Raw genomic sequence first — 12,449 nt, 5'->3', positions numbered from 1 at the left:
TCCCAGTGGGAGAGGGATTTAGGGAGAGGGGATCTCACTAGAAAATACTATAGAGAGGTTGAGTTCATCAAAATCTCTGGATCACTAAAGTAAGGGTTGCCCATGCGTCAACAGGATAAGCCGGATCATCTTTCATCTTCTCGCCCAATCAACCGTCGCCGCTTCTTGCAGGGGACAACTGCTGCTTTAGCGGGTTTCGGGTTATCCTCTTGTGGTTGGACATTGGCCGATGTGCAAACTCGCGGCGCGGAAAGAGGCGATAGTAATAGACTGTATATTTATACCTGGGCTGGCTATACCGATGAGGACTTGCTGGCCCAGTTTGAACAACAAACGGGGATTCAGGTGATCGCCGATGTGTTTGATTCTAATGAGGCGATGCTGGCTAAGGTTTTAGCCGGTGGTGGCGGGGCGTATAGTATCATTTATCCCTCGGATTATATGGTGCTGAAAATGGTGGAGGATGGGTTATTAACTCCCCTGGATCTCGGTCGCATTGAAGGTTTAAATCAGCTTTTTGATAATTATCAAAATCCGCCCTACGATCCTGGAAATGCCCATAGTATTCCCATTAGTTGGGGAACCACGGGGTTAATTTATAATCGCCAAGCTTTAGGTGGAGAGCCGGAAAATTGGGAGTATTTGTGGCAAAATCAATCCCAACTCAGTCGCCAAGTAACGCTGCTCAATGATGTGCGGGAGGTGATGGGGGCGACTCTGAAACATTTGGGCTATTCTCTGAATTCGGAAGATCCCCAGGAAATTGAAGAAGCTTATGAAGCGCTGGTAGACCTGAAACCGGCGATCGCCTCCTTTACCTCTGATGCTTGGCGACCCCAGATTTTGACTGGCGATCTGAAAATTGCTATGGGCTATTCCGTGGATGCTAGTGAAATTATGGGAGAGGATGAAAACTTAGGCTATGTGATCCCTGAAAATGGCTCTTCGTTGTGGACCGATACCCTGGTGATTCCCAAAACTGCCCCCAATCCAGATGGGGCCTATGCTTGGATTAATTTTATGTTGCAACCAGCCGTGGCGGCCGAAATTACCAAGCGCCTCAGTTTTGCCACAGCGAACCGAGTCGCCTATGAACAATTGCCGGAGGAACTCCAACAAGATACGACCCTGTTTCCGCCTCCAAAGGTTTTGGCAAACTGTGAAAGTGTTTCACCGGTGAAAGACGATATTGCCCAACTCTATGACCGCTATTGGACTCAATTAACCAGTAGTTAAAGCAAAAGATACCCTATTCCCTATTCCCCATTCCCTATTCCCTATTCCCCATTCCCCATTCCCCATTCCCCATTACCGCGCCAAGCGCTTTATGTCTTCAACTGTTCCTTCTGAATCCAACTCCACTGAAATGCCGACTCCTAAACGCCGTTGGTCAACTTTGATTGGCCCCAGTGTCCTCCTAGGGCCTGCTGGTTTGTGGCTCTTGATGCTCTTAGTGCTACCGACTCTGGTGATTTTTGAGTTAAGTTTAGTGCCCAACATTCGACCGGGGGATGTGGTGAATCCTTCGGGATTGGAGAATTATTTGCGGGTGTTTGAACCGGTTTATCTGCAAGTGATTGGGCGATCGCTTTTTTTCGCGATCGGAACAACCATAATTTGTCTACTTTTGGGTTTCCCCGTTGCTTACTGGATCGCCCTCAACGCCCCCAAACGCTGGCAAAATTTAATCCTCTTGGGCTTTGTGCTTCCCCTCTGGACTTCTTCCCTGTTGCGCTCCTACGCCTGGATTACCATCCTGCGACGGACAGGAGTATTCAATAGCATCATTACCAGTATCGGCCTGCCCCCCTTAAATCTTCTCAATGAATGGCCAGCCGTTCTCATTGGCATGAGTTACAGCTTTTTGCCCTATATGGTGTTAATTCTCTATGCGGCACTGGAAAAGCTGGATAAACGGTTATTAGAAGCTTCTGCCGATTTAGGCGCAACCCCCCTACAAGGATTCTGGAAAATTACCGTCCCCCAAACCTTCCAAGGCATTGCCGCCGGGAGTTTATTGGTTTTTATTAGTAGTTTGGGCGATTTCGTCAATCCAGAACTGCTTGGAGGCGCATCGAGTATGACGGCTGCTCGTTTGATTTATAACCAGTTTCTGGGCGCGACTCAGAACTGGGGATTTGGCTCCGCGCTCAGTATGGTGGTGATTTTAGCGGTGAGTTTGGCGATCGCCCTCCTGATCAAATACGGTGACCCCACACCCCAAGCCTAAAGCAGGAAGTTTTCATTCTCACCCGAAAAATGCCAAGGTGGGGGAGTGGGAGCGTCTCGCTCCCTAGCCCCAAAATTTAGGGTAGTTTTTCCAGATTTGATATGAATTCTTGAATTAATGTAAAGCACTCCGGATCGAAAAAACGGACTGAGAAGAAATACTGATGTTAGTATTCTGAGTGCAAAACAGATGAAAATTCAAGATATTACTGACTCTACAACCTTATCTCCCGATGAAATTAAAGGAGATGCTGAGTTAGTTAAAGAAATCCAGGAAATTTTGGTCTATCGTTTCTTCCTCTTAGAGCCTCCTGTGGATGGAAAGTTCGGGCCCCTAAGTAGGGCAGCATTTCAGGAATTTCAAAAAATTACGGATTGCTCTAATGTGGGCACACTAGACTTTCAAACCGCCCAGGCCCTGCTTCATACCCCTCGCAAGCAATTAGTGCAACTGCACCTGAGTGATGATATTCCTAGCCGCATTGTGGCCTATATGCTGCAAGAAGGTTACCATATATCCTTGGGCAAAGAGCGCTACAACATTGTTTATGTCGAGGGCATGAACACCGATGGAACGCTTAATGATGATGCTCCCGATCGATTCAACGATTTGCGATGTCTAATTGAGATCGTCGATGGTTGTCCACGTTTTGCAGGGAAGTGGGTGGGAACTTGCGAACCCGGTCGGCATTATACAACATTAATTAACGGCAAAACTCGCTTTGGACAAATTGGGGCAGCTCGTATTAAGTTTGGTCAATACCGAGCTTGGAAAGTTGGCAAACATAGTGGTTACGAGGCATTAGTAAATCGTTGGCCTATTCCTGTTTACCGTGATGTCAATGAAGACATGCTCCGCACAGGCGATCCATTAGAAACAACTACAGGCATTAATCAACATCATGCCCATGGGAAGACGGGCAGTATCGGTCCGCACAGTGCAGGTTGTCTTGTGGGTCGAACTGTAGAAGGCCATCGAGAGTTTATGAAGTTGATCAAGTCTGATGATCGTTATCAAGCATCGCATAGCTATCGATTTATGACAACGATTATTCCTGGTGATGAACTCTTAGAGACTCCTATTCATCCCTATGGTCATGAGGATGATTTATCACAGATTACATGGATTGATATCTTTCAAGATTCACAAGACAAACTGGTGATAGTCGGCATGAATGAAGGAACAGCCATTCGCAAGTGGATGCCCAAAGATAAAGCAGAGTTCCTGGAAATTTTGCAGAGCTGTTATCAGGCTAATACGGTGTTGATTGCATCGGCTGATAAACCCATTCCTGAACTTTAAGAACAATTCAGTCACAAAAACAGGCCTAAAACGCATAAAACTAGGAGATCTAAACAATGGAAATTACAGGATTTGAGATCTTTCGTGATGCTGAGGGACACCCCTTGGTTTATGGAATGAATGGAGAGAGCGCAATTCGAGCATGGACTCCCACAACCAAACAGGAACTGATTGATATTCTCCGCAGGGCAACCCATGCACTGGATGTTCCGGCGATAATGCTCCGCATCGCTGACGCGATCGCCCCTCCCGACCAACCCCTTCCTATACCCTTGCCCCCAAGCCCTTTTGAGGTGGAGATTCGAGAAGCTGATGACAAATGGTATGCCACCCTTGATGGCGGGAGTCAGTTCAAAGTAGGCACAGATGTTTCCTACCTCAACAGAAGAGGTCTGATGCTTGTGGGGGATAAAAGTGCCGGAGTCTATAATCCCTCTGACTATGACGATCTCTTTGGCTTCTGGGCTTATTTTATTGCCCCAACAGCCGAATGCGAAAGTCAGGGATCTTTTAACTGCCTCAATTCCTATGACCGCGCCAAATTTACCTTTGGTTTTCTGCAATATGCTGCCCATGTTTGCCAAGGAGATTTTGTCAAATATTTCTGTCAGTTATTGCAAACGGATGAAGCTCAAGCATACTTCCCAGACTTGAGAACCGATGGTCAGCATATCTATCAAATGGGTAATCCTGACCGTCGCTTAACCTCGAATGATGGTTCAGATAATAAGGATCTCATGGCTTACCTGAACCAAACTGACACCACTGTAGATCGTCGCGAGGTAATGAACGCGGCTAAATTTGTTCACTGGGTGAGCCATTCCGAGGTTCATAGAGCCATTATGGTTGAGTGTGGCGTGACCCATTTTAAGGCTAAGATGAAAACCCTAGCTCGCCAGCATGGACTGGATCAAGCGCCAGATTATGTTTGTTGCGTTGTGGCCGATATTCGACATCAGGGACGAGCCAAAATTCGCACGATCAACCGTGCCTTGAGTAGAGGGAATACTTGGGAGGAGAAATATCGCTCTGTCGTTGAACTTACCTCACGCTATGCAGAGCGAGTAGCAACTCTCAAAGCCCAAATTGCCAAATACAGGGAGCGCGGCATTTTTGGAACCCGAAAATATAGTCGCGCACTGGGTGACTTTGTATAGGGCTTTGCGCGGTAATTGGGTAGGAAAATCATTTTTTACCTATCCTTGGCGGTTGAGTTCTGCTAAAAGCCACTCTTCCACGGGTTGTCCGTCTTTGCGTTCAATTTGAATGGCGATCGCATAAACCTCATCCGATCCTGGAGGAGCTGGAATTTGTACAAACTCTATTGTATAGTCATTGGGGTCTTGGTTATGTTCCTTGAGCCAATCATTGACTTTCATTTGGGCAAAAAACGATTGCCCACTCTGGAACATACGAGTGATTTGCATTTGCAAGGTATAGGGATTAAAACGGGGCATTGGCTTGGAGAGGGGTCGTTAAGTTGACTGGGATTGACTAAGATAAGATATCTCTAAGATTATCACATCCCCATCAGCCTTAAAGGGGCCGTGAACTTCTCCAGGGGGACGACTGGCATAATATCCGGGTTCAAGCCACAGATCAAAGGCGCGATCGTATAATCGACCGGAAATGACAAAAAGTTCTTCTGGATAATTATGGCTTTTCGCGCCAAATGGCTCGGTTGAATATCCATCCAGAAACCGAGTTAGTCGTGTATAATCTCCGGTTTCTGGATCTTCAGCAATCGTCATTTGTAAGAGTTTGCCCTGCGATCCTTCAATAATTTCCCATTGGCGATCGTAGGTAGAAGAGAGAGTATTCCAATAGGTACAAGTAGATTTCATCGCTGATTTTAACTTTATTGTGATTGTTGTAGAATCAGAGGTAAGTTATCTTTTGCGCCGCCAATAATAATGACCTTAAAACTGATTATACCGATCAGAAGAGATATAGCTCTAACTTGACTCTGGCGATGTTTAGGAATAGCATCAATGGAGGTACTACTTAAGGCGATCGCCAATGTTAACAATGAAGTGAGGAGGTAGGAGACAAACATGATCGCTGAGGAGATTCAGTACATTTATAGAGTAGCCCAAGGTGTCTGCCGTCTAGGGGAAAGGTAAAGAAAACTTCACTATCTGTTATCTTGTGAAAAGAACGCCTACGTTCTCTTAAACTGGTCTTAAAATAATTATCATGACGTTTCCCTTACCTAACTTATTAGTGCCTGAAAGGGCTGTTTCAGTAAGTGAATTCACTCAGTATTTACAAAATCGCTTAGAAGGAGATGAATACCTTCAGCAAATTTGGATTACGGGTGAAGTCTCCAGTGCCAGTCAATATAGCAGTGGATTGTTTTTTACACTACAAGATCCAGAGGTCAAAGCAAGCCTCAATTGTGTGGTCTGGAACTATGCCCTGTCTCGACTGATGACTGAACCGACTGCGGGCGCTCAAGTTGTGGTGTTGGGAACCCTGCGGATCTATCCCCCTAGAGGCCAATATCAATTAATGGTCAATCAGGTGCTTCCGGGGGGAGAGGGCTTACAAGCGCTGCGCTATCGCCAATTACGCGATCGCCTAGCAGAGGAAGGCTATTTTGATCGCGATCGCAAACAAACTATTCCTTCTCATCCCCAAATTGTGGCCGTGATCACCTCACCTCAAGCCGCCGCTTGGGGAGATATTCAGCGTACCCTCAAGCGCCGCTATCCAGGCTTGCATGTCCTTTTTTGCCCCGCCCTAGTACAAGGCAAACAATCCCCAAACTCCATTGTTAATGCCATTCAACGGGTACAAACCGATGGTCGAGCGCAAGTGATTATTTTAGCGAGAGGGGGAGGAGCCACGGAAGATTTAGCGGCGTTTAATGATGAACGAGTGGTCAAGGCGATCGCCGATTGCCCCATTCCCATTATTTCTGGTATCGGTCATCAGCGCGACGAATCTCTCGCCGATTTAGCTGCCGATTTGCACGTCCACACCCCGACTGCTGCTGCCGATCGCGCCATTCCCCAACTCACTACCCTCCTAAGCGAACATCAAGATCGTACACTTTCCTTAATTAAGGTCGCTCAAACTTACTTCGACCAACATCAACATCGACTCAACCTCCTGCGTAACCGTCTGCATCGTCTACAACCCGATCAACAAATTGCACGGGAACAACAAACCCTAGACTGGGAACGTCGTCAACTCATTCAACTGAGCCTGGGAGCGCTGCAACAACAAAGCCAAAAATGTGATTATTTGCGCCAAAAACTGGCAACCCTTGACCCTCATAATGTCTTAAAACGGGGATATGCTCTAGTTCGCAACCAAAACGGCGAAATTATTCGCTCTATAGATTGTCTAGAATTGGAAGAAGAATTATCGATTGAATTTGGTCAAGGTAAAGTCAAGGTCAAAATTATTGAATCGTCCCTTGAAGATTGACCCATTCTTTCACGTCCTGTTTTACCCATCTGTGAATTATGCCAAACCTTTATTGATCGGGATTGACCGGTTGCAGAGGGCAAGAAGAATGTATTCCCTATTACTTACTTAAAACAACTGAGCGTCTTAAGCTATTTATATGGGTGACAGCCGATAGGGGTCGATCGAGAACTGTCAACATCTAACGATCCCCCTGTCCCACCGTACACTCATCTCACCTCTTCAGGTTTATTATGCCTAAATCCTCCAAAAGTAACTCCACACCTCAATCGGACTGGAATTATGAAGAAACCGTTGCCCAAGTTGAAACCATTATCAGCCAAATGGAAGCTGGAGATATGGACTTGGCTGAAGTCTTCGATCAATTTACTCTTGCCGTAGAATATCTTAAACAATGCGAAAGCTTTCTGGCTCAAAAGCGATCGCAAATGGATCTTCTGATTGAAACCTTAAGCGAAGATCCCGAATTCTAAGCCCTGCACTTGCGAATCTGTTGCTCTCGGATCAACCGCAAGTTAATATTCAAAGCCTGTTTGTAATCTTCCGTCGCCCCTTGATAATCCCCCAGTTTTGTTAAATAATCGCCGCGATTGTAATAAGCTTCCATAAACTGAGGATTAAGTTCTAGGGCGCGATTGAAATCTGCTAGGGCAGCAAACACCTGATTTTGTGCCACATAAACTAACCCTCGGTTATTATAGCTTTCCGCTAACTCCGGATTGAACTCAATGGCGCGGTTAAAGTCTTCTAGTGCCTCTGAATATTGTTCCAATTGCCAATACACTGCGCCTCGACTCAGATATCCTTTGACTGATTGGGGATCTAAGGCGATCGCCCGGTCAAAATCGGCTAACGCTTGATGCCACTGTTTCAGTTTGCGATAAGCATTGCCTCGATTGTAATAGCTTCTCACATACTGGGGATTGAGCAGAATTGCCCGATCAAAATCGGCGATCGCCTCCCGATAATCGCCTAAGTTATAGCGACTTAAGCCCCGGTTATTGTATCCTTTAGCATAATTAGGAACTAACTGGAGAACCCGATCGAAGCATTCAAAGGCACTTTGGAGATCGCCCATCCGAGCAACAACCACACCATGATTGAGTAACTCTTTAGCTTGCATCACGTTAGATCCGGTATTCATAGGGTTTAAGGCATAATACTGGGCAAGAATAGAACCAACCGCAAGAGTCTAGAGTTTTATTCTATTCCTACTCAGATCTCGAATGCGGAATTCACTGATAGCGTTTCACGTTATTAATGGGTAATGGGTAATCGGAAAACCGTTTTTTCCCTGTAAGTAATGGCGAGAAGAGGTGAAAAGACTACGTGAATCTACAGCTACCATAGCCCATTTTGCCCAATCTTGCATCTGTAGACCGTGCGATCGCCGATCTTTATGATCTGTCGCGATCCGTGATAGTAATACTCATTACTTATTACTCAGGACTTATTACTTAATTTAGGCAATGGAACCGCGCTTACGGGCTTCCTTATAAGATGTACCAATATTTTTTAAACCGGCTTTAATCATCTGTTGCTCCAACAAGACAAAAAATCGGTGGCGATCGCCTCCCCGCACTACGGCTTGATTATGAGCTTCCGCTAAAGCTACCGGATAACCGTAACCCTTAGCCACTTGAGCCAGGGTTAAACTTAAGGCTTGCTCCAATAATTGGGCATCTTCCACCACCCATTGGGGAAACTCCACACGGGCAATCTCTTTGCCCACATGGAGATAACAAAAATATACTACCTGTTCTCGATACTGCTCTAAAATTCGGGCCGAAGACCGCCACAAACCACTGCGCTGTCCGGGTTGCAGCAAACTCCCCCACACAGAACTATCTCGCAGGGGATGTAACACTTGACAGGGAGCCTTATCCGTCTGTCCACCGCAGTGACTGGCACAATTGGGTTCGGGATAAGGACAATGGGCAAGACGGAGAAAGTTGAGCGCCTCTCCACTGCGGGATGAACTGAGATAACCCACTAGGGGAATACGATGGTGTTGGAGGGTTTCCCAAGCTTCTAGAATGGGGGGTAAAAGGCGATCGCGGGCCCCACCAGGCAAGGGTTCTAAATGCCAATAAATCAGAGAACCGTCCACCATCGCCAGTTTGGGCAATTGCTCCAGCTCCTCAGAAGCGACTCTCACGCCTAATTCTGCCAATACCACTGCCTCCGATACTGTCCGTCGATAGGCCATCCATTCATCCGTGCGAATTCCCCATTGACGAGACACATAGAGATCTTCTTGGCGGTAAAAGGCTTCGGGGAGACTGTCGAGAATGGGGGCAAGATTTTGGCCATAGTGTAAAACCACCCGTCCTGTATTAATCAGATAGCAATAGGCAATTTCATGGTGGGAGGGAGCCATCTGGGAACCGTCCGTAGAGATGACGGTATGGACTGGAGGGGCAGTTTGAATATCTACCACCGTATCTAAGGGTTCCATGGGAAAGGCGGCATTAAAGCCAAAATGACTCGACCATTGCTCATAGGCAGAGATTAACTCATTGAGGCGATCGCCCGCTTGGGCTAAGGTTTCTCTAGCGCGGTTGAGGCGTTTCTGGGTGGCAGTGGCTTCGTCTTGCAGATGTTGGCTGATGCCTTCCATCTGACGGGCAAGTTTATTAAAATCAAGCATAATGCAGCTTTTTGCTGTTCTAGCTATCGTTAAAAACAGTTTTCAGTCATCCGTAGAATCATCGTCCTGATTCTGTTGATTGAGCAGGATATCGAGGATGCGGCGATTCTCCGTTTGCAACCCGCGAATCTCTTCTTGTCGTTGATCCATTCTTTGAAAGAGTTGCTGCCGCTCCTCCCTAGCTTCTGCTGCGGCATTGGCTAGAGCTTGAATGATACGACTATTGCTTTCGAGAATGCGATCGTGTTGATCGAGATCCTCCCTAGCTTTCGCTGAGGCATTAGCTAAAGCTTCAATTGCACGAGAATTACTTTCGAGAATGCGATCGTGATTCTTAGTGATTTCAAATAACTGTTGCCGCTCTTCCCTGGCTTCTGCTGAAGCCTGGGTTAAAGCTTCGATCATACGATTGTTACTTTCGATCAGATTGGCTAAACGGTCTAACCGCTCATCATCCCAGCGTTCTGTACTCATTGATGTATCTCCTTGCCTGTCCTACTTTTAGCTTAAACTAGAAGTCTTGAAAACTCGGTTTTTAACTACCCATGATTGGCCATTGGTTTAAGGGTTGGCTAAAGGTGTCTAAGGATAGGGAATGAATGCGAGGATGGCTGTCGGCGGCTTGTTTTTCGGCTGCTGTATTGTAACCCCAGGTGGCGAGGAAGAGTTCTACGGAGGTTAATTGGGGATGTTGAGCCACAGAGAGGAGGGTTTTCCAGCGATCTTCGATGAACCAAATTCGTTTTTCTGAGGGGTTGAAGGTGAGGAGGGTTTCGGTTTTGGGACGTTTGCTGCTTTTGCCGATGATACGATCGCCCGGAAAATCAATATTTTCCATTTGTAGCAGTTCCTGGGCAAACCGAGCTTCTTTAGTCGTGATGATCGCCAGTTCCAGATTGGGGTTAGCCAGGAGCGATCGCAGTTGCGGTGTAATTCCCGGATAAAATTGATGCAAGGCTAACCAGTCTGAACGGCTCGTTTGGATTTGGCGATCGCGTCTACCATCGACTTGATCCATAATTTCCCCAGCCTTGAGTCCATCTCTACTGATGATTTGATCGCAGATCGTGCGCCAATCGTCTAAAATGTCATCCTCGGAACTTCCCTCCACCATTGCCCGGATCAATACCGGCATTTCCCAACCCGTTTCAATCACCGGGCGCAAACGATAGAATTGTTCTGCCATTCCCTTTGGGGGAGGACTCTCACCAACCATCCATACCTGAGTATAGGTTTGCCAAGCGGTTTGAAAATACTCGACCAATCCATCACACAATACACCATCAAAATCTAAGGCGAGAACGTCTGGGGCTTCCATAATGCTTGCGGGCCATAACACTACCGGCTAGGATAACAGGCGATCGCCTGCTGTCGCAGGATAGGGAACTTTAATTCAGGATTTCCCTAATTCTCTGTTTTATTTTTGATCTTAAAACTGGGGTGCTAGGATTCGAACCTAGGAATGGCGGGACCAAAACCCGCTGCCTTACCGCTTGGCTACACCCCATTGGTTTCACCTTTGATATGATAACCTTAAGTGCTAGGGGTTTGTCAAGGGTTTGATTTAAAATTCCCCAAACTCACCCAATTTCCCTGATGAGGATTCCTAAATCTGTACGTGATGAGGCAACCGTGTTGTTCACAACTCCGCCATCTGCACCTAAAGTTCTTACCGTTGACGATAGTGCGATCGTCCAAAAATCGATTCAAAATGCACTCAAGGATCAAGGGGTAGAAGTTTTAGTCGCTGATAATGCTGTCGATGCCTTAAATTTGATTTACAACGAATCAATCGCTGTCGTGTTACTTGATGTCTCCATGCCAGGGGTTGATGGTCTTGAACTGTGCCGCACGATTCGTAGTATCCCTGAGTTTGAATCCCTGCCTATTATCATGGTTACGGCGCGGGATAGTCCGTTTGATAAAGTACAAGGGCAACTCGCTGGAGCAACTCAGTATCTGACTAAGCCTTTTGATGCCCAAACCCTACAAGGTATTGTTCAGGGTTTTCTCGATCAAAAAAAATAAAGGTAAAGGAGTTGATCCTTTACCTTTATTACAAAGCTGTGCTGGTAAAACTGGGCTAATTTTTAGCGGTTTGTGCTGCCAGCATTTCTTTAAGTTTTTCCAGATCCGCAGCCCAACGAGGATCGGGTTGAATGGAACCGCTATCTTGGCTAGAACCCGAAGAGTTTTTCTTCGATTTATTTTTCTTGCGGTTTCCGCCACCACTTGAACTGGCAGTCGAACCACTCGAAGCCGATCCACCCTCGGCACTTCCCCCCTCTTTACCCTTGTTCCGAGGCTGGGCTTTTTCAATTTTGAGGGCATTCTCCTTGAGCAAATAACCGTTAAATTGCTCAATAATTTGGTCGGCTTGCTCTTCATTTTTAACCGTCACAAACCCAAATCCGCGACATTTTCCTGTCTTACGGTCTGTAATGACCTTGGTGGACACTTTGGGTTCTGTTTCGGCAAAAACGGCTTCTAGCTCTTGCTTTTCCGTTTCTTTCGGTAAGTTACCAACGTATAACCGAACAGACATTATAAGACCTCCCTATTTAGTCTGAGTTAACTATAGACATGGCATGACCTAGCGTGCTGACGCTGATGTAGCGTTTGGCACACTGAAGACGATTGGCAAACACAGTAAAATATTCACCTCGTTGGTAAACCTTTACTATTGGAATTGGGTTAGGCATCTCGTTGCTCATTGAGTCTCATGGCAGGCTTTATCGATTCCGAAGACTCGGAAAAGGAAGAGCCGGGTTTTCCCTTTGGAGTCACTATAAATTGTCCGGGTATTCCTATCGCGATCGAGCACATATTTAT

The 12,449-nt window shown here is 46.4% G+C and carries 15 protein-coding genes and 1 tRNA gene; 7 read left to right on the top strand and 9 right to left on the bottom strand.

What is annotated here, in order from left to right; translation table 11 throughout:
• Window positions 1–102: 102 nt before the first annotated feature.
• The 4 genes from PMG25_RS17460 to PMG25_RS17445 all read left to right on the top strand — a co-directional run bounded on the left by PMG25_RS17460 (window position 103) and on the right by PMG25_RS17445 (window position 4,689).
• The gene (locus PMG25_RS17460) at window positions 103–1,236 is read left to right on the top strand and encodes an ABC transporter substrate-binding protein (protein ID WP_283768175.1); all 1,134 of its coding nucleotides are present in this window, start codon (window positions 103–105) and stop codon (window positions 1,234–1,236) included.
• 130 nt (window positions 1,237–1,366) lie between these two features.
• Window positions 1,367–2,230: an ABC transporter permease gene (locus PMG25_RS17455; protein WP_347178869.1), complete on the top strand. Its 864-nt coding sequence runs from the start codon at window positions 1,367–1,369 to the stop codon at window positions 2,228–2,230.
• Window positions 2,231–2,419: 189 nt separating this feature from the next.
• Window positions 2,420–3,532 (top strand): peptidoglycan-binding domain-containing protein, encoded by a 1,113-nt coding sequence (locus tag PMG25_RS17450; RefSeq protein WP_283768173.1) that lies wholly within the window; start codon window positions 2,420–2,422, stop codon window positions 3,530–3,532.
• Window positions 3,533–3,588: 56 nt separating this feature from the next.
• A complete protein-coding gene (locus tag PMG25_RS17445) occupies window positions 3,589–4,689 on the top strand; it encodes a hypothetical protein (protein ID WP_283768172.1) in 1,101 nt (366 codons plus the stop codon).
• A gap of 39 nt (window positions 4,690–4,728) precedes the next feature.
• On the opposite strand, the gene PMG25_RS17440 is transcribed toward PMG25_RS17445, so the two are convergent.
• The 3 genes from PMG25_RS17440 to PMG25_RS17430 are packed head-to-tail and all read right to left on the bottom strand — an operon-like array spanning window position 4,729 to window position 5,588.
• On the bottom strand, window positions 4,729–4,989 hold the full coding sequence (locus PMG25_RS17440) for a hypothetical protein (RefSeq protein WP_283768171.1): 261 nt from the start codon (window positions 4,987–4,989) through the stop codon (window positions 4,729–4,731).
• 18 nt (window positions 4,990–5,007) lie between these two features.
• Window positions 5,008–5,376, bottom strand: a complete 369-nt coding sequence (locus tag PMG25_RS17435) for a cupin domain-containing protein (protein ID WP_283768170.1) — start codon at window positions 5,374–5,376, stop codon at window positions 5,008–5,010.
• A 14-nt stretch (window positions 5,377–5,390) separates the two neighbouring features.
• On the bottom strand, window positions 5,391–5,588 hold the full coding sequence (locus PMG25_RS17430) for a hypothetical protein (protein ID WP_283768169.1): 198 nt from the start codon (window positions 5,586–5,588) through the stop codon (window positions 5,391–5,393).
• Window positions 5,589–5,728: 140 nt separating this feature from the next.
• On the opposite strand from PMG25_RS17430, the gene xseA reads away from it, so the two are divergent.
• Together xseA and xseB are read left to right on the top strand one after the other, a co-directional pair.
• Window positions 5,729–6,967 (top strand): exodeoxyribonuclease VII large subunit, encoded by a 1,239-nt coding sequence (xseA, locus tag PMG25_RS17425; RefSeq protein ID WP_283768168.1) that lies wholly within the window; start codon window positions 5,729–5,731, stop codon window positions 6,965–6,967.
• Between the two features lie 233 nt (window positions 6,968–7,200).
• Window positions 7,201–7,440 carry an exodeoxyribonuclease VII small subunit gene (gene xseB, locus PMG25_RS17420; RefSeq protein WP_283768167.1) on the top strand — a complete coding sequence of 80 codons (240 nt, stop codon included), beginning with the start codon at window positions 7,201–7,203 and terminating at the stop codon, window positions 7,438–7,440.
• On the opposite strand, the gene PMG25_RS17415 is transcribed toward xseB, so the two are convergent.
• The 5 genes from PMG25_RS17415 to PMG25_RS17395 all read right to left on the bottom strand — a co-directional run bounded on the left by PMG25_RS17415 (window position 7,437) and on the right by PMG25_RS17395 (window position 11,124).
• On the bottom strand, window positions 7,437–8,111 hold the full coding sequence (locus PMG25_RS17415) for a tetratricopeptide repeat protein (RefSeq protein WP_283768166.1): 675 nt from the start codon (window positions 8,109–8,111) through the stop codon (window positions 7,437–7,439). The two genes, xseB and PMG25_RS17415, sit on opposite strands and share 4 nt — an antisense overlap.
• 318 nt (window positions 8,112–8,429) lie before the next feature.
• Entirely contained in the window at window positions 8,430–9,617 is a 1,188-nt protein-coding gene (locus PMG25_RS17410) for a DNA double-strand break repair nuclease NurA (protein ID WP_283768165.1), read from the bottom strand.
• A 42-nt stretch (window positions 9,618–9,659) separates the two neighbouring features.
• Window positions 9,660–10,091 (bottom strand): hypothetical protein, encoded by a 432-nt coding sequence (locus PMG25_RS17405; RefSeq protein WP_283768164.1) that lies wholly within the window; start codon window positions 10,089–10,091, stop codon window positions 9,660–9,662.
• Between the two features lie 61 nt (window positions 10,092–10,152).
• Window positions 10,153–10,935: an HAD family hydrolase gene (locus tag PMG25_RS17400; protein ID WP_283768163.1), complete on the bottom strand. Its 783-nt coding sequence runs from the start codon at window positions 10,933–10,935 to the stop codon at window positions 10,153–10,155.
• Between the two features lie 117 nt (window positions 10,936–11,052).
• Window positions 11,053–11,124: transfer RNA gene (locus PMG25_RS17395), tRNA-Gln, on the bottom strand.
• 89 nt (window positions 11,125–11,213) lie between these two features.
• Here PMG25_RS17395 and PMG25_RS17390 point away from each other — a divergent pair.
• Entirely contained in the window at window positions 11,214–11,645 is a 432-nt protein-coding gene (locus tag PMG25_RS17390) for a response regulator (RefSeq protein ID WP_283768162.1), read from the top strand.
• A gap of 55 nt (window positions 11,646–11,700) precedes the next feature.
• Here PMG25_RS17390 and PMG25_RS17385 read toward each other — a convergent pair whose 3' ends face one another.
• Window positions 11,701–12,162, bottom strand: a complete 462-nt coding sequence (locus tag PMG25_RS17385) for an RNA recognition motif domain-containing protein (protein WP_283768161.1) — start codon at window positions 12,160–12,162, stop codon at window positions 11,701–11,703.
• Window positions 12,163–12,449 lie beyond the last annotated feature (287 nt).

The organism is Roseofilum capinflatum BLCC-M114 (assembly GCF_030068505.1).
GTDB classification, from domain to species: Bacteria; Cyanobacteriota; Cyanobacteriia; order Cyanobacteriales; family Desertifilaceae; genus Roseofilum; species Roseofilum capinflatum.
This window is presented reverse-complemented; position numbering and strand designations above follow the sequence as displayed.